Consider the following 19662-nt stretch of genomic DNA (forward strand, 5'->3'; position numbering starts at 1 on the left):
CAGCCATTTTGTTTCATTAACACAAAAATATTTTCAGCACATCATATTTTTCCGCATTTTTAGCTAAATTTCAAAGTTTTTGTATCATCACATATTGACTTTTGAGTTTTTAGAGCTATATTAGGAGCAGGAGGAAATCAATATGAGACCTATCACCGAATACCAAGATTACCGGCTTTACATGCGGGACTTTTACGAAGAACGCAAAAAGTCAGGCTTTACTTGGAGAGATTTTTCGAAGAGCGCCGGATTCGCCTCGCCCTCGTACCTGAAGCTGGTTTGCGAAGGCAAAAGCAGCCTGAGCCGCGTCGGACTCCCGCGAGTCGCAAACGCCATGGACCTTTCGGGCTACGAGTTCACCTACTTTGAAAAGATGGTGGAATTCGGGAACGCTACGAACGACGAAAAGAAAAAAGCCGCGTTTACAGAGCTCACCCGGATTGCAAAAGAGCAGAAGGCCCGCGTGATTGACGCCGACACATTCGCCTACTACGAATCGGGCATCAATTCTATTGTTCGCGAATTGGCGCCACTCATGCCAGGCGCACTCCCCAAGGACATGGCAAAAAAAATCAAGCACATTTTTACGGCACAACAAGTGCGCGATTCGCTTGAACTTTTGACCAAGGCAAAGTTCCTCGAAGAAACCGGCGAAAACACCTACCGTCAAGCGGACAAGGCCATTACCGGGTCTACCGAGGCAATCCCGCTGGCGCTCCGCTCCATGAATCGCGAAATGACCGACCTCGCGAAAGAAGCGATTGACAAAGTAGAGGCGAAGGACAAGAACATTTCGGGCGTCACCATGGGGGTCGACGCTCCGACGCTTGCACGCATTTCCGAAGAAATCGACAAATGCCGCAAGCGCGTTATCGCCCTCGCCAACGGCTGTAAAAACATCAACCAAGTTTACCGTTTGAATCTGCAACTTTTCCCGTTGACAGACAAAGTATAGGAGGAGAAACCATGAAACCCTACACCACAAAAATCGCCTTTGGGGGCATACTATTTGCAGTCTCGCTGTTTACCGCCTGCAGCGATTCCAAAATCACCGGCACCGACGAACAGTCCAGTTCCATAAACGCCCTAAACGCCGACTCCACTATTCAAACATGGCTGGAAGCCGATACGTTGAGACCAAATCCGGAATGCACAAATTGCTTGGACACCACAATCGACATCATTCACGATTTGCCTTCTGGAATCAAAACTAAAAATGGCGAGCTGAAACACGTCTACAAGACTAATTTTGAATCCGTTTTCTGCGAAACAACGGAGATGTGGTTCGTCTATTCTGTTTCCGTTTCCGACACAGCCGTCATAAAGTACTATGACATTCCCGACACCCTGTCGCCTGAATCCTTCAAGCAAGACTGCGCCAATGACGGAGGCATTATTGCAGAAGAAAGTCCTCTATTCCAAGGCCGATACGAACTCTCTTGCACATTGCCGGCTCCAATGAAGACCGAAATTACTCCGGGAGGCATGCAATACTTTGACGCCCATTGGAAAAAATACGCCCAGCAAATTATAGATGTCTGTGGAGAGCCGATAGAAGATAGAGAATCCCCAGAAGGCGACCCCTCCGTTATAATTGATGAAGAAGATGATCAGAAATTCCTTTCTGAAAACGAAGAAAAACTCGCCAGCTACTTACACAGCAATCCGCTTTCCAAGGAAATCCAAGTAGACAATCAGTGTGTCGAAACAGAGTTCACGTACGAATGCGGAAATAACGGCGTGCCCCTGGACAACGGAATTGTGTACTACACGTACCTCAACATCTTTGAATCCATTCGCTGCCAAAACTATATAAGCGATTCCTTGGGCGAAATCGAAAAAGTCCATTCCTATACCGTTTCCTTGGACGGCAATACCGTCACAAAGAAATGGAGTGAAGATGATTTCAATCGAATGCCGGCCGAAGAACTCGCCCTCGCCAAAAAGAATTTCACCGAATATTGCAATCTTGAAAACGGGGCCATCATTAGCGACACGTACAGAGAAATCACCTGCGAAATCAAAATCGAGCCTCTCAACAAAGACGACGTTGATGCGAACGGCGCAGAACCATTCTACAATTACTCTGACCCTGTATGGGACATTTACGGAACGAAAGTGATTGCAGCCTGTAGATACGGGAATTAGATTTAAATAATTTGATTTAAACAAAAAGCGCGGCAGTGATGCCGCGTTTTTTATAGTTCGATGCCCGTGTCGCGCTGAGCGACCGTTTCACAGGCCGACTTGAAAGCTTCGGGAGTGGCGAGGATGGTCACTGACTGTTTGGCGCGGGTTAGGCCCGTATAAAGAATCTGACGGTTCAAAAGCGGATGCCCCAAGCGCGTAGGCAAGAACATCAGCACATGATCGTATTCGGAGCCTTGGGCCTTGTGAATAGTCGAGGCATACGCCAGTTCAAAAACATCCTTCGGGAACAGGTATGTCGGATAAAAGACAAAGTCGTTTCCCTTCTTGAACATCACATAGCTTTCGCCGAACTTGTCGTAACAAAGAACGCACATGTCGCCGTTATAAAGCCGGAATGTTTTCTGGTTCTTGACCAACATGAGCATTTTGCAAACCTTTTTTCCACGATATTTTTCAAAGGTCTGCTTTTCTACAAACTGCTCTATATACTGGTTAATTGAATCGGTCCCGATAACACCCTGCCTTTCTGCCGAAAGGATTTTCGAATGCGTGCAGATATCCCAAACTTTCTGACGCAACTGAGATTCCTCATCTTGCGGAGAGCATTCCTTTTTCGGGTCAATTTGACTTGCCAAGGTTGCAAAGTCAAGCATGTATTGCTCAAACCATTTCTTAAGCAGGCTATCGATTTCTGCGCGGCTGATTTCTAGCGAGGTTGCAAGCAACTGCACTGCATTTTGCGACGTTTCGCTCGTCGCCCAAGAGGAGACAGGCTTGAAGGCAAAACGGCTTTCCACATTTTCAAGCGAGGCCAATTGACCGATTTCAGAATTCTTGTTGAACCTTCTAGAAACCGTCAGCTTTACAGTCGAATTGAGTTTTACGCCAAGCAAATCGCCGAGCACGGCGCCCGCATCGACAGGCGGCAATTGGTCGGCATCACCCAACAAGAAAATCTTGGCATTTCGCGGAATCGCTTTCAAGAACGCGCCGAAAAGCGTGATATCGACCATGCTCGATTCATCCATCACAAAGACCGCGTTTTCAGGGAACGGATTATCTTCGTCATGGAAAAACTTGTTTTCGTTCGGCAAGTAACCCAACAGGCGGTGAAGCGTATACGTTTCTGCCTTTGCAATCTTGTCATATACCGCAAAATTATTTTCAAGTTCCTCGGAACTGACCAAGTTCATGGAATTCACGATGCTTTCTTTCATGCGGTCTGCAGCTTTGCCACTCGGAGCCGCCAGATAAAGCGGATGTTCCAAAAGTTCCGGGTGCGTACAATAAAGTTCTCGCAGCAAGAAGAAGATAACCGTCGTTTTGCCGGTGCCCGGGCCGCCCGTAATAATCAGGTTTTCATAGACTCCGCGGAGAATAGCTTCGGCCTGAGCTTCTTCAAGACGCACCGGATTTCCAGCGCCATCCTTTGTGAAAGCGGCAACGCGGTCGATGCACCTAGCGATATTGTTCCTATCGAAAGAATGGGTGACAAATAATTCACGCACTCTCTTTTCGACGACTAGCTTGGAATAGAAATATTTTGAAGGATAAAGATAATTATCCTTCAGCGTAAACGGCTTTTTAAAGAAAGACTCTTCAGAATCGCCGCCACCCACAACGCCTTCGTAGCCGCCATCATTCATTTTCGCGACCGCATTCTGGAGCGATTCCATATAAGCGGGATTGCAAGGGACGGCAAAGCTTTCGAGTGTATTCAAAAGTCGCGATTCCAACCTATCCAATTCAAGCGGGATTCGCGTATCGCCGCGGCCTTGCCTACAAAGGAGTAACGCGAGCAAGTCTATCAAATGCGAATCGGCATCGGGGCAAAATTCGGGAATTGCATCAAGCAATCTCTTTTGCAAAAGAGTTACCGCGCCACATTCGACTAACGCATTCATCAAATTTTCGTTATTCTTGTCCATGGCTAGATAATCCCGTTATAAAGATTGCTCAGTTCTTCGTAAGATTCAAACGTACTCGACATGATGCCTGACAATTGCCCTTCGGCGCAGCCTCTAAAGAATACGTAATAAATACCGCCGAAATACTTTTCGAAAATCTGCTGTTCTGTCAAGTCCGCATAAAAGCCCTTGAGCCAACAAATCAGCACATAAGAATAGAGAATCTGCTGGACATCATAATGCCTGAGCATCATGTGTTCCTTCATCGATTCATTCCCGTAATCGGCAAGTACGTCTGATTTCCAGTCGAGAATGCAGTAGCGACCATTCCGCACAAACAGAAGGTCGATAAAGCCTTTGCAATAGCGGTCCAGAAGTTCTGTCCCTTTCACGCCATCTAGCGCCATATGGAACGGCAATTCACTCCGGCGATTTGCGAAGGAGACTTCTTTAAGATTGAACACCTCGTTTTTCTTTTGCGGGCCTTCCACAACTTCCAAATTGCCATTCAGCGTATGCCACACCATTTCGATGGTGCGCGTCACCCACCCCGGATGATGTTCGATATCCAGGTTTTCTTCGGTAAAGGAATTCTGCACCAGCGTCAAAAGCGGAAGATATTCCTGCGCTTCAGCAAGCGTCAACTTGCCCACTTCTTCGAAGTCTACCAATTCAAAAATCTTGTGGATGGCATTACCGAGTTCTGCGCCGCGGGGGTAATTGTCCGCTACCGGTTGCGGAGCGCTCTCTTGTTTTGCGGGCGTATTGTCGACTTCATCTTTTTGCAGACGGCCTTCGTCCGTTTCTTGTTCCTGCGTTCCGTGGGCAATCTGCGAATACGAAGTGGAATGCGGGAACTTGCGCCATACTTCAAAAGACTTGAGAACCTGCGCCGCAGATTCTACGCTCGCAGCCGAGACGGTATCACCGTTTTCTTGCATCGTTTCAAGAATCGACTGCATGGTCTTTTTGCGATCGGCAAAATTCTTGTTTTGGAGATAATCAAAAAACGCCTTGTTTTCTTTTTTAGCGCAAAAGCCCGCAAGAATATCGACATACCAATCCATGGCCTTGCAGCGAGCGCGCATTTTCCCGTTCTTGTCCATCTTTTGTTTCGGGAACCACGGCAAAATCATGAGGTACGACGCTCTGGTGAACGCGACATAGAAAAGCCTGCGCCATTCTTCTTCAGTCTCATGCTGGCAAATATCTTTTCCGTCTTGTTCAAAAGTCATTTCGCGGGAAAGGTCACCCGACTGGCTGTTATAAACATACGGCCCCGAAGACCCAACATGCCCACGTTCGCTGGCCACCGAAATCACCACCGGGAATTCGAGGCCCTTGGACGCGTGAATCGTCATGGTCTGTACCACGTCAAGGTCCGTACCCTTCGCAACAATATTTGAATTTTCAAGAGCGTCTTCGCTACCGACGGCAAGGCCGTCTAAATGGCGAATCAATTCTTCAAGCGAGGCGTTGGCGGTATACAAGTATTCAATGGAGTAGTCGCCCACTTGGCGAATCTTGTTCAGGCTCTGGAGCTGTTCCGGGTCATTGAGGCTTACAATATTGTAAGCGTCTCGATAAATCGATTCTTGCAATTCTGCCCAACGACGCTGTTCAGCCAAGGCATGCCACTGCGTAAAAATGGAAATAAACTGCGCGCCGTCTTCATCCGGTTTGAAGGCATTGATATAATCCATATCCTTGCCAAAGAAATCGGTCATGAGCGCCGTATAAAGCAAGCTTCTATTTCGATCGGAATAATCATCGGCATCGATTGCCCTGAAAAGAGCGGTCCATTCAGCGCATTCGCGGCTCCGAAACAAATTGTTGTCCATGTAACGCAAGAACGGGATGCCGGCCTTTTTCATTCCGTATTCAATATTCTCCAGTTCTGCACGGGTTCTCGCTAGAACCGCAAAATCCGAGAACTTGACATTACGCAAGGCTCCCGTATTCTTATCGGGAATCTGAAGGTTAGTCTTATTGCCTTTAAACGTACACAGGTCTACAATATTATTGACAACCGTTTCGGCGTAATCCTTCGGTTCCGTATCGGGTTCGCTAATCCAAAACGGTTTAACTACTTTGTCCTTATAAGTCGCATCATTCTTTTCTTTTTCAGGACTTAGGGAAGGTTCAAAATCAAAACCAAATGGTGGGAAAAGCGCATTGCACGCTTCAATCATTGATCTAGAAGAGCGCCAGTTTGTCGAAAGAACCTTTCCATTTGCAATTTGTGAAACAGCGTTTTCGTAGACCTTGACGTTTGCGCCCTGGAAACTATAAATTGATTGCTTCGGGTCGCCCACCACCAAAATATGGTGCATTCCGTCATCCGCATCAAAGAACACGCGCTTGAAAATTTCCCACTGCAACAAGTTCGTATCTTGGAACTCATCGATAATCGCGAAAAGGTACTTTTGGCGCAAGGACTGCACCAGCTGAGAATCATCTGCGATAACAGCCTTATAGACATTTCGAATCATGTCATTAAAGGACTGAATCTTACTCACATTCTTGTGGAGCTGCCAAGCGTCAAAAAGCTTGGGAATGTATTCGTAAAGGCAGCGATGCAATAACAGCTGTTCAACTCCGCCCGATTTTTCATCCAGCAGAGCCTTGAGATCCTTGATAACGCCAAGAGCAGAGTCCAATTCCTCGCCGTTTCCCGACACCTTGAATCGGAATGAGACGCCGTTATACAAGGCGGAGCCTTTTTCCCATGATGACACCACCTTAAGCAAATCGCCTGCCGTCTTGGATTTAGAAATCGGTTCGTCCTGATGGATTTTGAGGACATCACAAGCGGCATCGACGCAAGAAATTTTCCGAAGGTCTTTAAATGAGACCGCCTCAGCCAAGGCGCCTGCTTCGTCGAGGTCAAAGCCTTCTGCACCGAGATGGAATCCCGCATCGCCCGAGAGAGAAATTGTTTCAGGAATATAGCCGGCAATAGCCGCCTTCAAAAGTTCCGTAAAGGTATCGATATCGCCGTTGTACTTCACAAATGTCCGGAAGAGTTCATCATGAGCCCAGACATCGCGAATCATTTTTTGAATTCGTTCTTCAACAGCGCTGTCGTCAATCAGTTCCTGCTTGAGCGGGACATCGGTTTCGTAAGCGAATTCCTGCGTGACCTTTTGGCAGAACGAATGAATCGTGCCAATAGGCGCCCCCTGCACATCATGCAAAGCCTGCTGCAAGTAAATATTTCCGCTATCCTTCTTGAATTCTTCTTCAATCTTTTTGCGAATACGGTCTTTGAGCTCGCCTGCAGCCTTTTCGGTATAAGTCACAATCAAAATCTGGTTCAGGTTCATTCCCTGAGCCACAAGCTTACCCACAACTTGTTGAATCGTGTAGGTTTTGCCCGTACCTGCCGAAGCTGCGATAAAGAGGTTTTCGCTTCCGTCAAATTTTTTTATGTCGAAAACTTCATTACTCATCTTCTTCGCTCCAGATAGGATCCAGCAAGTGGATCTGTTCCGACACGGCATCATTCCAGTCGTTCAAGAAATTATCGCGGGAGAAACCGGAAAATTTTTCGGGGTCAAAAAGATTCTTGCCGTCAAAATAAGACCAGGCGCCAAACTTGCCCGCCAATTTTGTGCGGTAGCTGACAAAAGTCTGAACGTCGCGTTCGTCGTACATTTTTGCCGGAACGCATTTGCGGTAATTTTCGACAAAGCAACGGTGGTATATCTGTTTCAAGCGAAGAACTGCATCAGTCCAGCTAATGACAAACTCTTTTTTGACCTCCTCGTTCTTGCTCGAGAAAATTCTCAGTTCAAAGGGAGTCACACTATCAGGGTCTTGTTTAGCAGCGGCAATCAACAATGCATCCAAGAAAAGCTTAGTAAAATCGGTATTGGAAACACTGCCGGACTTTACGCTGAACAACCGGTGCGTTCCATCGACCATAACTTGATGCCAGTCCAGTTTAGAGCGCAGCGTCCAACTATGGGAACCTTCCGACAAAGAAACTTCCACTTTTTCTTGATAAGCTATAGATTTGCCCTTGAAACTATCGGAAATCAAGTTGAAAATCACCGATGATTCTGCATTGATATCATCGAGAGCGACCTCGCCGAACACTCCACGCGGAATTTTCTTCTTTAGAATCCATTCCTGTTCTGTCGTAGAATCCTTGATTTTTTCGCTATCCAAAATGGATTGCACAAAATCCTTGAGCAAGATGGACTTGTCAAGATTATTGAGCGATACTGGTTCGTAGAGTTCCTTTTCGGGGTCGTTTTCGACCGAGGGCAGCGTTACCTTTCGAGAAAGCTGGAACTGGAACGGATCATCAAAGAAACGCTTGAAATCTCGCACATTCACTGTATCGGGCAAGGCAATTTGCAACTCTTGCGGTTGAGCATCCTGATTTTCTGTCGGGCTTACAAAGACTCGGTTCAACTTATTACGAATTGAACGGAGCGTGAAAAGTTCGTCATCGGCACGGGTTTCGTCCAACGGAATCTTGCGTTCCTTAAAGGCAGCACTATTCGGGCAGGCGCTTTCGCCAATAAAGAATTGCAAGTCCCTAATCACCGAAGACGGGAAAAGTTCTTCATCTTTTTTCAGGTTTCTGTTAACATAGCTGATGTGGAATCCTTCTGCGGCGCTCATCAGCTGGCACAAGAAGGTATAGCAATTCTTGTCAACCGGAGTATCGTCACCCGGCCAGCGAGTCGTTTGCGTACGCAAATCCATCGTATTCGCTTTCTTTTGCCCAGGGAACACGCCCGCATTCGCCCCGATAAAGAAGATATGCCTTGCGGGAACAACCCTGTTGACCGCGAACCGCATAAATGTAAGGCCATTGCTGAAAAGTCGCGTATTGCCCGTGCGGGAATCTTCGCAAGCACTCGAAAGCATCTGGCCGACAATTTTCCACGAAATGAGCGGAGCTCCCGCATCGAACTGAAATTCCATCAGGTCAATTGCATTCTGAACCTTCTGCCAAATTTTCTTTTCGACCGCAAAGCGGTCTTCTTTGGCATTCAGGCCCACCCAATGCGCCAAATGCGTTTTCAGCAAAGCAAGCGAATTGGCCTGAGTCTTCTCAATGCCTTCTGCCGCGAAACGAATCCAGCGATTGAGTTCATCGATGCAGTTGATAAACTTCAGCGTGAGATTGCCATCGGACGATTCAATATCTTCGTAAGGCAAGTAGCGCTCATGGGCCGAGGCAAACGGAGCATCGGTCACCTGCGAAAATAGCATCTGATTTATGCAGCGACTCCAATCGTCTTCGCCGGCGTGGCGGTAAACGTTCATGTTCACCACCCACTTTTCCCAAGCGGCGACATCGCTGTCGGTAATCTGCAAAGTCGATTGTACTACAGGATTCTTGACAAGGTCAAAGAACGCGGGTCTCGAAATAGAGCGCTGCTGATGGATATCCAGAAGGTTCGCGATGGCCTTGCCGACCAGGGAATCTTTTTCAGGATAGTCCGTAATCGCATACGGAATATAAAATTCACTGTCACGCGGAGCCGCATTGAACACCTGTTCAATCGGGGTCCTGTAAAAATCAAGATCCGGAGCGATAACCACCATCTCGTCGAGGCGCACGCCCTGTTTTAAAAGCTGGCACACCTGCGTATGCAAGTTTTCAACTTCGCGCAAAGAAGATGGGGCTGCCGCAAGCGTCAGCGAAGCATCCGTTCCGGGCGTTTCAAGCGCAACCGCCTCAGATTCGTCAAAGCGATTCAAACGGTGCGAAACAAGGTACTGCACCTGATGCAACAGCGAATCCGGCGTGTATTCGTAACCGACAAAATCAAACGTGTAATCCGATGCCAAACACCACAAGCGAATGTTTTCTCGACCAGTACGTCCCCAATTTTTGAGCAACATGTTTTCGTTTTCAGCAAGACCTTCTTCCGTCAAGGAATCCTTGGGTGCCGGGAGCGCAATTCGCGAAGGTTCATTTTTCTTGCTCCAACGGGTAACCGGCTTACTCCCGACATCTTCCCAGAATTCCATACACGGATTCTGGATAAAGGCAAAAATATCGTGCTCCGCGGCGAACTGCTGCAAAATAACACGGTAAAACTGGCCCATACCCGAAAGGCCGAAAACAAACACAGGCTTTGTCCACTGCGAAGTATCAACACGTTGCGAGAACAAGTAAGGAATCGTCAAGAAAGCCGTATTGCTACCGGTACGCTTGCAAGTTGCCTCGAAAACCTGGGTCAACAGCGATTTGCCCTCTGTGTTATGGAACAGGCGAGCATATATTTCACGCTGCCATTTTTCTTTAGGCAAGGGCCGATTTTCTTCTGAGAAAAAGTCGCGCAAGGCCCCCTGCTTCCAATAGGCGAGCAAGCCCTCGTGATGCTTGTTCTGCAAAGGCGAAATGAATCCGCCCGGACGGCTCGTTTCATATTCCAAGAAAAGGCCTGCCAACGTGCGCGCGAAATCAAATAGTTTCGATTCATCGATTTCGCCGGATTTTTTATAAAGATAATTCCGGATTTCTTTCGGGATAGACGCTGCCTTACCAGAATACGCCTCGTTAAAATAAGCAATCAGCACATTGCACAAAATATCTGCGGTCAACTTCTGCTTAGAAGAATCCCCTTGCGTCAAATACTTGAACAGAAATTTATCGAGTGTGACAATCTCTAAATTCGCAAGAACGCCGCACTTGGCAATATAACGCAACCTGAACCATTGCTCAATTTTAGGGTCCGGAAAAACGACAATGGGCGAATCAAAAGGATCCGTCCAATGCTTGCCGAGAGCGTCGATCATCTCGTCGGCAAGGTTTTCCAGATTCAATGCAAATTTCAGGTGCAGCATAGCGATAATATAGTCAAATAATTTGTCACTTGAGTGTCAATTTCGCGACTTTGTTTATCCATGATATAGAGCAATCAACCTCACCCCAACATATCAATCATCGCATGATAAATTTCCGTGCATTCAACCTGCATAATGGAGGTAATTTTATTGCCCGCATCTTTGGAAGAAGCTCCACAATGGAACAATTTTTCATTTTTTGACCCATAATCCAAGAAAATATAACGGTCGTAGAATCTTTCGTAGCTGATGGCTTTTGGGCATAGGAGCTCCTCGAAAAAAAAAGAAAAACATTTGATAATCATCAAATGCCTTTCGGAGCCTACACTATTAGGAACCGCGGGAGAAATGTAGCATATACGCTAAAGTTGGCTAGGGGCCTAAGGAAATTTTACACTGAGAATCAGTACTTCACTTGTTCAGGAATACACTGGATCAGTCTTTCTTTAGGGATTGTCAAGAAATACTTGACGAGTTCGGCGTCCAGCTGCGTACCAGCAACATCCTTAATAATCTCAAGCGCGTCTTCGTGAGTCTTGGGCGCTTTGTAGGAGCGACGCATGGTAATGGCCGAATATGTATCGGCAATGGAAATAATTCGAGCGGGCAACGGAATTTTGTCGCCCGGACAGCTGTAGTAACCGTGGCCATCGATTCGTTCATGATGGTAAAGAATCCAGCTCATGATATGTCCAAAGGTCTGGAGCGGTTGCAAAATCTTGACGCCGACTTTGGGGTGGCGCTTCATGACAACCCATTCGTCCGCATTTAGTTGAGCGGGCTTGTTCAAAATAGATTCCGGAACGCCCAATTTGCCCACATCGTGCATCAGTGCTGCATATTCCAAACTAACCGGGTTAATGCCTCGCTTGATAGATGCGGGCAGGTATTCGTAGAACAGCATTGTCAACCGCTGGACATGACGACTATGCCCATTAAGGTTTGGGTCACGAGCATCGATAACGCCCACCAAGACTTCTGCAATATCAATACTTCTGGCTTTAGCGGTTTCAAGCAACCGGAACATAAGTGTCAGAACTATGGCTACAAAGACGCTCCCGCCAAAGAGAATCATCGCCATCACAATGTCCGGCTCCCCCACAAACGCACAGAACAAGTAGCCTATCAAGAAAAAACACAGCAAGATTCCGGCAATAATTTTCCAGACGCGGTCACGTTGACTCCCTGCCGAAAGCACATCGTGGGTGCTCTTGACAAAATGGAAATACCTGACGATGTTTACCACCATCAGAATTGCCCCCAAAATAATCAACAATGTTACCAAAGCGTCCACTAAAAAGAAAATACATCTTTTTCAGAGGAAAGCAAGCCGATATATATTCCAAGTTGGAAAAAAAGTCCAAAAAATCAAATTTTTTCAGCAAAGCTGATCCCGAATGACTTGGGAATGACGATTTCCTTATAGGCGTTCATCAGGTAGTCATCGGTCATGCCGGAGACATAGTCGGCGACAACGCGCGGCTTGGGGGTCGAATCTTTATATTCGGCGCTCATGGAATTGAACCAGTGATTGATGCCGGTGACTTTTTTGTCGGAGCCGAGTTCTTCGAGGCATTCATTCAGAACCGTCTGGAACATCGTCTTGATTTTTTCGTCTTGCGTTGACTTTTTCGGATTCAGGTAGATGTTCTTGTAGTTCCAATCTTTCAGGCGGTTCAGAGCGTCAAAAACAGCCGGCGAGAAACTGAGCGTTTCCTTGTCGATGCTGTTATTGACCAAATCCTTGATTAGCGTATCCACGATGGTGCTATTCTTATCGCCAAGCACTTCCGTGACTTCGCGGGGCAAGCTTTCGCGTTCCACCAACTTCAAGATGATAGCATCTTCGATGTCGCGGCCCACGTAGGCAATCACATCCGAGATGCGCATGACGCAGCCTTCGAGCGTCATCGGCACCATGTCTTTCGATTTAAAAGTTCCCTTCAGACTTTCGCGGTATTCTGCAAGCAACTTTTCGGGGGTCTTGTTGCGGTCGCAGCCATAACAGTTCTGCAGAATTTCGCCGTTGTGGCAGATGATTCCGTCAAGAACTTGTGCGGTAAGGTTCAAGCCTTTTCCGTAAGCTTCGAGGTCGTGGAATAAGCGGAAACTTTGAACATTGTGTTCAAATATGCCTGCGCCTTGTTCTTGCAGAAAGGCAGAAATGATTCTTTCACCGTCGTGGCCAAAAGGCGTGTGGCCGACATCGTGCCCTAACGAAATCGCCTCAATCAAGTCTTCGTTCAAATTCAAGAATCGCCCGATGGTTCTTGCGATTTTCGCCACCAGTTGCACATGGAGCACGCGGTGCGTAATGTGGTCATTTTCAACCAGATAAAAAACTTGCGTCTTGTCGATGTAGCGGCTGTAGCAATAGGAATGGATAATCTTGTCCGCATCGTGGAAAAAATTCGGGCGGAGATCTTCGGGAGCCTCGTGAAAACGAATCGCTTGGGCAGACTTGCAGGCGTATGCGGCAAGCGAGTTTTCTTTTTCGTTCAAGCGAGATTCAATTCGTTCTTTTGTTTCGGCATTCCATTCCATAGAAAATCCTTGTTCGCGCGGGGCTATTCTGCCGTAGAACTATTCCGCAAATCCCGGAGGCGGCAAGTGCATGCCGGCCATGGTGAGTTTGTTGTCGCGGGCGTATTGCATTAGGCGCTTGCGGCTTTCGATGGACTTTTCCTTGTCCATGTCATAATTGGAATTGATTTCAGGATGGTCCTTCTGCAAGGCATAACCGTGCATCAAATCGCCAATCACGAGCAGGTTCGAAACTTGGAAGGCGGTGTGGCCGGGAGTATGGCCCACGGCATCGAGCGCGAGCACCCCCTGCGGCAAGCTGTCGCCGAAAGCGAACAGATGGAGCTTATCCTTGTAGATACCCATGACGGCTTTCTGCAAGTCGTTTTTCGGGATATCGTTCATCCAGGCGTCATATTCCACTTTGCCTGCGTATACCGTAGCGTTATTGAAAACCTTTACGTCTTTGCCGGCAGAATCTTTTGTAACCATGCCTGCGATGTGATCCACATGGAAATGCGTCAAGTAAATCAGATCGATTTTGTCAGGAGTTACGTCTAAAGCGGCGAGGCGATCCAAAGTCTGGCCGCCGAAGGCGCCGAGGCCCGCATCAAACAAGATGTTCTTGCCGTCAACCTGCAGCAGGAACGTGCTCACCGAGGCGGGAATGCCGTCGGGCAAATTCAAACTTGCAAACAGGGAATCGCTTGCATCGCTAAAGAGGCTACGGGGGTTCAGCTTTTCGCCCTGATTGTCCTGAATCCAGGTCACGCTCGCGCCATTTGCGAGCTTGATCGTTTTGGCAACCTGTACAACATTCGCGGCTTCTGCAGGGGCTGCATTTTCTGCCGGTTCCGTAGCGGGTTTGGCATGCTCCGCCGTTTTTTCAGTAGCGGGGGTCTTGGTGTCGCTGCAGCCGAATACGGCGAAAGACGCCACAATGGCAATGAGAGAAAGAAAATGCTTTTTCATAAGGACTCCTGTTTAGAGTGAATATAAAAAAGAATTTCTCGATTTCAATTAATTATTTCTTTTCAAACTCGAGAATGTCAGCCTGGAGGGTGACATCGTCCGGGAAGTAGCTCTGGGCAGTGCGCAGCAGGCGCAAGGCTTCGTCGTCGCGCCTTTGGGCGTGGGCGTCGTAAGCCATGTTCTTGTAGCCGAATACGGCTTCGGCGTTACCTTGTTTGGCAGCGAGTTCGTAGGCGGATTCGGCGCGGTCGAGGAACTTGGCGTCGTAAGCCAGGTTCCCGAGGAAGATGGCAGCATCGCTAAAGTCAGGCTTGATTTGCGTGAGGTTATTGAGCACATCCATCGCGACAAAGGGTTTATTGTCTTCGGCGAGAACGTCAGCAAGCTTGTACATGGTCGCCGGGTCATCGGGGCGCACGCCCAACGCTTCGCGGTAGGCAGCGGCGCTTTCTTCGTACTGTTTGTTCAGACGGTAAACATCACCTAGGTAAACCAAGAAGTCGATTTCTTCGGGGTGGGCGGCATAGCCTTCGCGAATCACGGTCACAGCGCGTTCGAAATCGTTCAGCGAGATGTTCGCTTCGGAAAGCTGGTACACGATGCTGATATCTTCTTTGTCGAGCTGGTAAGCTTTTTCGATGGCACGCAAGGCGCCGACCGCGTCGCCGGTTTTACTGTAGGCTTCGCCTAAGTAAAGCCAACCGGAAACATTTTCCGGTTCCAGTTTCAACGCGCGGTGATACGCCGCCACACATTCCGGATACTGTTTGAGTCTAAAATACACGCTCGCCATGTTGAAGAGCGCAGGCGAAAATGCGCCGTTCGAAAAATCGATCGCCTTGCGGTAAGTGGCGGCGGCTTCGGGCAAATTTTCCAGCTGGTAATAGCTGTTCGCGATGTTGAAACTGGTGGCGACGGGGTCCGCGCCGCGAGATTCCGCCTTGCGGTAAAGTGTAATGGCCTGCTTGAATTTTCCGTCGCGGTAAAGGGCATTCGCGCGTTCCATCAAATCGTAAGAAGACTGCGCAGCAAAAGAGAGCGAAGCGAAAACAGCGACAGCGATGAGTAATGAGCGATAAATCATGACCTAGTCCCTAAACTTCACTTCGAACGGTTGTTCCATACCACAGAAAGGCACTGCCTTGCCCGCCTTTTCAGCAGGGCTAAACGTCATGCGGCCAAGAGCCTCGCGACCGGCCTGCGCAAGCCCAGAGCCCGCAGGAGATTCTTCCAGGACCTTGATGTCGTAAGCCTTGCCGCTGACATCGACGCAAAAACTGAGTCGGAGTGTTGCATCGATTTCGTTATCGCGAATCTTGGGCGGCACCTGGAAATTTGCCATGCTGCGACTTTCAGGCTTCTTATCCACATCGCCCTTTTCCGTCGAGAGCGCGCCGCCGCGGAAATCGGCCACCAAGTCGCGGCTTACAGCGGCGCCACCGTTGCCCGAAGCAGCCCCCAAGTTCATTGCAAAACGCGGGCCAGCCTTAGGCGAGCGGGAATTTGACTTCATGCGATTCGGCTTGCGTGCAGGCTTTTTCTTTTCGACTTTTTTTTCGACTTCGTCTACCTTCTTTACGGCGATTTCGGTCTTATTGTATTTCTTTTCGTGAAACACCTTGCCCGTCAGGAACAAGTTCGCCATCGTCACCGAGAACACGAGAAGCATACTCGCGAGAATCGCCGCAAGCAAAATGCTAAAACGCTTGAAAATCTTTTTCAAAAAATGCAACATTATTCCGCCTGAGCCGCAATCGAAACCTTCTTGACTCCAGCCAAGTTGCACATGTCAATCACCTGCACCAACACGCCCGTTTCGGCACCCTTGTCAGCAATCACCACCGCTTCACGATCCGGCGCCTTCGCAAGCGACTGCTTCAAGATATCCTGCAAACTCGCCAAGTCTACCTGACGTTCGTTCATGTGAATCGTGCCTTCGCGCGTAATGGCAATCAGCAAGTTCTCTTTTTCGAGCTGGCTTGCAGACTGTGCCTGCGGCTTAGTCACATCCACACCCGTTTCACGCGTAAACGAAGACGTCACCACAAAGAAAATGAGCAAGATGAACACGATATCCATCAGCGGGCCCATTTCGATGCCCATATCTTTCTGCTTTCTTCTCGGCAAATTGAATTCCATAACTAGCCTTCAGCCTTTTCCACAAAATAGTTTTCAATCACAGTCGCGCCCAGCTCCATCTTCTGACGCAAAATTTCAACACGTTCATCCAGGCGCTGTTTCAAAAGCGTGAGCGGGAATGCCACAAGCAAGCCACTCTGCGTCGAGATCAACGCTTCGGAAATGCCATCGGCCATGAGCACCGGGTTCTGGTTTCCGTAAAGCGTAATCACTTCAAAGGTTGAGACCATGCCCGTCACGGTTCCAAGCAAGCCCAGGAGCGGTGCGGCCGAGGCCATTACAGACACAATGTGGTTTCCTTGCTCCATGTAGCGCACCGTCTTGGCCAAGCGCACTTGCATGTAGTCGCGGAATCCTTCAGGATTGTTCTGCGCCACATTAATCGCTTCGCTCAGTTCGCGGCCCAAAAGCCCACCACGCTTGCGGAGCCTGCGCAAGGCCTTTTCGACGCTCGGGGGTTCAGCATTCTTTTCGTATTCTTCGTTGCCGCCGTTCAAGTCAAGACGCATACGCTTGATGACCCTGTGGATGTCGGCGCGGAAGAAATCACTCCCGATGCGGAACCAGCTCGAAAACAGGAAGTAGAATCCGATAACGCCTGCCAAGAGGATCGGGAGCATAACCACGCCGCCCGCCTGGTAAGTGTTCTGCAGAGACTCCAGGAATATGTAATGGGTGTTAGACATGCCCGATTACGCTTCCTTCCCGAAAATTCTGTTCAACAGCGAGGTACTCTGCACATACATTTCGCTCGTGACCTTTTCAATCTTTTCGCTCAAAAGGCCGTGCAAAATCATCACCGGAATGGCAATCACAAGGCCCGTTTCCGTCGTCACCAAGGCTTCGGAAATACCGCCAGCCAAAACGCGTGCGTCGTTGGTGCCGACTTCGGTAATCACGGTAAAGAGCGTAATGATACCAGTCACCGTACCGAGCAAGCCAAGCAGCGGAGCAATCGTTCCCATGGCAGCCAACAGGCCCATGCGGCGTTCCAATTTCGGCTGTTCACGGAGCATCGCTTCTTGCAGTGAGCGCTCGGCGTCTTCACGCTTGTCGCGGGCACGGTTCAGCACTGCAAACAGCACCAGCGAAAGACTCGTTTCCTTTTTCAGGCAAAGATTCGCAGCGTCTTCGTAACGGGATTCCTTGACAAGCGCATTCAACTTTTTCAAGAAGCGGCGGCCCAAATGTCCGCGGAAAGTCAATACTAAGAAGCGTTCCAAGCAAAGGAGCAACGCAAAGATCGCCACCAGCATGAGCGGGTACATCACGATACCGCCCTTCTTGAAGAATTCCTTGAACTGTTCGGTCATCGTGAGTTCCTTGGTATCGGTAATCGCATTCTTGATTGCCTTATTCTGGAGCACATCCAGCGGAATCACGACCGTCGGCGAAGCAGTTTCGCCAGCAGAACCTGCCTGCACCACAGCCTGCTTCACGTTACCGGCCATTTCAGGCGGGAGTACCGCATTCCATTCAAACACTTTACCCTGCAAGGCGCCAGAGCGGAGCAATGCCTGCACATCGCCATTGTCCTGCGCGACTTCGCCGAGGAACACGGTACCCAAGCGCAAACGGTTCACGTTCACATCGGGGCGACTGCCCACCTGCGAAGTTTCGCGACCATAGAACTGCGTATAAGTCAGTTCATGGCGGATCAGCAAATCATCCATGTAGCTCTGCACCGCACCAATCGTATTCGGTGTCGCCTTTTCGGCTTCGTTAGAAGCTTGCTTCAGGCGAATCAAGCGGCCGTTCATGCCCACCGGATAATCACCCATGGCATCGCCAAGTGTCTTGTCGATCGAAAGTTTCACCTGCGTATTCAATGCATCATAGGCCGATTCTTCGGACTGCGCCTTTTCTTCGGCTTCTTCGGTCAGGCTCTTGCTTGCCGCCACTTCTTCGCTCACGCGGCCAAGATCTGTCGAAAGCTTGGAATAGCGGGCGTCAAGCTCGCGCGATGCCGCCTGGTGTTCTTCAGTCAGCTGGGATTCGGCATAACGCTTGCGCCAGTGTTCGGCTTCAAGCTTTTCAAGCGAATCGGCCTTCTGCAGGCGAATGCGGGTCAAAGCCTCTACTTCGCGCTGCAAGTTGCGAACTTCTTCAGTCTGCAGGGAATCCTTGATTCGAGCCTGGTCTTCGGCAGAGGGCTTACTTTCGCCCGAACCCGACCACGGCCACGCAAAAGCGGATGTCGCCGAAATCATCAAGGCGCACAATGCAACATTCTTATTCAAAATCATTTCTCTCCCCCCACCACAGAAAGGCTTACGGGCAACTTCACGACCTGAGGCGGCTTTTTCGCCTGCTTCACGTCAAGCGCAAGCTTTACCGCAGCGCGTTCTTCCAAATTCAAGTCTTCGTTCCATTCGTAGACAATCTTGCCATCCACCATCTTGCGTACGAGCGTTCCGAAAACGGTGCCGTTGTCATCGCTGTAAACCATCCACTGGTTACCGATGCGCAGAATCGCTGCGTTAATGAGTTCGCCGTCTTTACGGGTCAGCGGGCTGTTGATGATTGCCACTTCATCACCGAACTTGGTTTCTTCGGCAACGAGCGATTTCAGGCGAGAAAAGGCTTCTTCTTCACTGGCGTTACCGCTTTCGATATCGCGGGTGAGCGATTTGACACGGTCCAGTCTGCTTTCGCGTTCCCACGGGAGCGTCTGGGCGACTTGCGCTTCTAAACGCTTGCTGATGCCGGCGAGTTCTTCGCGCAAAGCCTTGCGCTTGGATGCCACATTGTCGCTCTTGTTCTTGGCGCGGGCCTGCTTGTTGCGCTCCGTCTGGAGTTCGGCAGCCACGTTCTTGATTTTGGCATTCAAGGTATCGATTTCGCTACGACGGCGTTCCGTGTCGGCCTTGTAACGGGCCTGCAACGTCTTGTAACGGGAATCGTCCGCCTTGAGCATCGAATCGGTCGAGGCGATCTGGCGGTTCAATTTCTGGATTTCGGAATTCAGCTTGTCTTTTTCCAGCTTCAAATCGCGAATTTCGGCGTCACGATCAGCAAATGCCACCCCCGAAAGGAGCATCACGACAAGCGTCAACGGTAATAATTTCAGTCGTTTCATAACTTTCCGCAATAAGTGAGACATCAAAATTTACATAAATAAAACACCTGACCAAAACAAAAGTGTTACCGATAT

Annotated in this window: 14 protein-coding genes; 2 read left to right on the forward strand and 12 right to left on the reverse strand. The window is 49.0% G+C overall.

The window, feature by feature from the left end; all coding sequences use genetic code 11:
• The first annotated feature begins 142 nt into the window (after positions 1-142).
• Together QZN53_RS03450 and QZN53_RS03455 are read left to right on the forward strand one after the other, a co-directional pair.
• Entirely contained in the window at positions 143-955 is an 813-nt protein-coding gene (locus QZN53_RS03450; protein WP_163437536.1) for a TIGR02147 family protein, read from the forward strand.
• A gap of 11 nt (positions 956-966) precedes the next feature.
• Positions 967-2148, forward strand: coding sequence for a hypothetical protein (locus tag QZN53_RS03455; protein WP_163437537.1), 1182 nt, complete (start codon positions 967-969; stop codon positions 2146-2148).
• Between the two features lie 50 nt (positions 2149-2198).
• Here QZN53_RS03455 and QZN53_RS03460 read toward each other — a convergent pair whose 3' ends face one another.
• The 12 genes from QZN53_RS03460 to QZN53_RS03515 form a co-directional block, all read right to left on the reverse strand.
• Positions 2199-4079: an ATP-dependent RecD-like DNA helicase gene (locus tag QZN53_RS03460; RefSeq protein ID WP_163437538.1), complete on the reverse strand. Its 1881-nt coding sequence runs from the start codon at positions 4077-4079 to the stop codon at positions 2199-2201.
• Positions 4080-4081: 2 nt separating this feature from the next.
• Positions 4082-7510 carry an exodeoxyribonuclease V subunit beta gene (locus tag QZN53_RS03465; RefSeq protein ID WP_163437539.1) on the reverse strand — a complete coding sequence of 1143 codons (3429 nt, stop codon included), beginning with the start codon at positions 7508-7510 and terminating at the stop codon, positions 4082-4084.
• Entirely contained in the window at positions 7503-10874 is a 3372-nt protein-coding gene (locus QZN53_RS03470) for an exodeoxyribonuclease V subunit gamma (RefSeq protein ID WP_163437540.1), read from the reverse strand. Before QZN53_RS03470 ends, QZN53_RS03465 begins: the two co-directional genes overlap by 8 nt.
• A 403-nt stretch (positions 10875-11277) precedes the next feature.
• Positions 11278-12168 carry an HD domain-containing phosphohydrolase gene (locus tag QZN53_RS03475; RefSeq protein ID WP_205428117.1) on the reverse strand — a complete coding sequence of 297 codons (891 nt, stop codon included), beginning with the start codon at positions 12166-12168 and terminating at the stop codon, positions 11278-11280.
• A 74-nt stretch (positions 12169-12242) separates the two neighbouring features.
• Positions 12243-13418: an HD domain-containing protein gene (locus QZN53_RS03480; RefSeq protein WP_163437541.1), complete on the reverse strand. Its 1176-nt coding sequence runs from the start codon at positions 13416-13418 to the stop codon at positions 12243-12245.
• 39 nt (positions 13419-13457) lie between these two features.
• On the reverse strand, positions 13458-14369 hold the full coding sequence (locus QZN53_RS03485) for an MBL fold metallo-hydrolase (RefSeq protein ID WP_163437542.1): 912 nt from the start codon (positions 14367-14369) through the stop codon (positions 13458-13460).
• 52 nt (positions 14370-14421) lie between these two features.
• Positions 14422-15453 carry a tetratricopeptide repeat protein gene (locus QZN53_RS03490; protein ID WP_163437543.1) on the reverse strand — a complete coding sequence of 344 codons (1032 nt, stop codon included), beginning with the start codon at positions 15451-15453 and terminating at the stop codon, positions 14422-14424.
• A 3-nt stretch (positions 15454-15456) separates the two neighbouring features.
• Complete coding sequence (locus QZN53_RS03495) at positions 15457-16092, reverse strand: energy transducer TonB (protein ID WP_294651646.1); 636 nt, start codon at positions 16090-16092, stop codon at positions 15457-15459.
• An 11-nt stretch (positions 16093-16103) separates the two neighbouring features.
• Entirely contained in the window at positions 16104-16508 is a 405-nt protein-coding gene (locus tag QZN53_RS03500) for a biopolymer transporter ExbD (RefSeq protein ID WP_072798016.1), read from the reverse strand.
• A 2-nt stretch (positions 16509-16510) separates the two neighbouring features.
• Complete coding sequence (locus tag QZN53_RS03505; RefSeq protein WP_163437544.1) at positions 16511-17194, reverse strand: MotA/TolQ/ExbB proton channel family protein; 684 nt, start codon at positions 17192-17194, stop codon at positions 16511-16513.
• Between the two features lie 6 nt (positions 17195-17200).
• The gene (locus tag QZN53_RS03510; RefSeq protein WP_163437545.1) at positions 17201-18754 is read right to left on the reverse strand and encodes a MotA/TolQ/ExbB proton channel family protein; all 1554 of its coding nucleotides are present in this window, start codon (positions 18752-18754) and stop codon (positions 17201-17203) included.
• Complete coding sequence (locus QZN53_RS03515; protein WP_072798008.1) at positions 18751-19587, reverse strand: DUF3450 family protein; 837 nt, start codon at positions 19585-19587, stop codon at positions 18751-18753. Before QZN53_RS03515 ends, QZN53_RS03510 begins: the two co-directional genes overlap by 4 nt.
• Positions 19588-19662: the final 75 nt, after the last annotated feature.

Source organism: uncultured Fibrobacter sp. (assembly GCF_900316465.1).
GTDB lineage: Bacteria > Fibrobacterota > Fibrobacteria > Fibrobacterales > Fibrobacteraceae > Fibrobacter.

Bases quoted from the DNA above. Each gene is read 5' to 3' on its own strand.
- QZN53_RS03480 (WP_163437541.1), bottom strand. From the start codon at position 13,418: ATGGAATGGAATGCCGAAACAAAAGAACGAATTGAATCTCGCTTGAAC.
- QZN53_RS03490 (WP_163437543.1), bottom strand. From the start codon at position 15,453: ATGATTTATCGCTCATTACTCATCGCTGTCGCTGTTTTCGCTTCGCTC.
- QZN53_RS03465 (WP_163437539.1), bottom strand. From the start codon at position 7,510: ATGAGTAATGAAGTTTTCGACATAAAAAAATTTGACGGAAGCGAAAAC.
- QZN53_RS03455 (WP_163437537.1), top strand. From the start codon at position 967: ATGAAACCCTACACCACAAAAATCGCCTTTGGGGGCATACTATTTGCA.
- QZN53_RS03460 (WP_163437538.1), bottom strand. From the start codon at position 4,079: ATGGACAAGAATAACGAAAATTTGATGAATGCGTTAGTCGAATGTGGC.
- QZN53_RS03470 (WP_163437540.1), bottom strand. From the start codon at position 10,874: ATGCTGCACCTGAAATTTGCATTGAATCTGGAAAACCTTGCCGACGAG.
- QZN53_RS03500 (WP_072798016.1), bottom strand. From the start codon at position 16,508: ATGGAATTCAATTTGCCGAGAAGAAAGCAGAAAGATATGGGCATCGAA.
- QZN53_RS03485 (WP_163437542.1), bottom strand. From the start codon at position 14,369: ATGAAAAAGCATTTTCTTTCTCTCATTGCCATTGTGGCGTCTTTCGCC.
- QZN53_RS03510 (WP_163437545.1), bottom strand. From the start codon at position 18,754: ATGATTTTGAATAAGAATGTTGCATTGTGCGCCTTGATGATTTCGGCG.
- QZN53_RS03505 (WP_163437544.1), bottom strand. From the start codon at position 17,194: ATGTCTAACACCCATTACATATTCCTGGAGTCTCTGCAGAACACTTAC.
- QZN53_RS03515 (WP_072798008.1), bottom strand. From the start codon at position 19,587: ATGAAACGACTGAAATTATTACCGTTGACGCTTGTCGTGATGCTCCTT.
- QZN53_RS03450 (WP_163437536.1), top strand. From the start codon at position 143: ATGAGACCTATCACCGAATACCAAGATTACCGGCTTTACATGCGGGAC.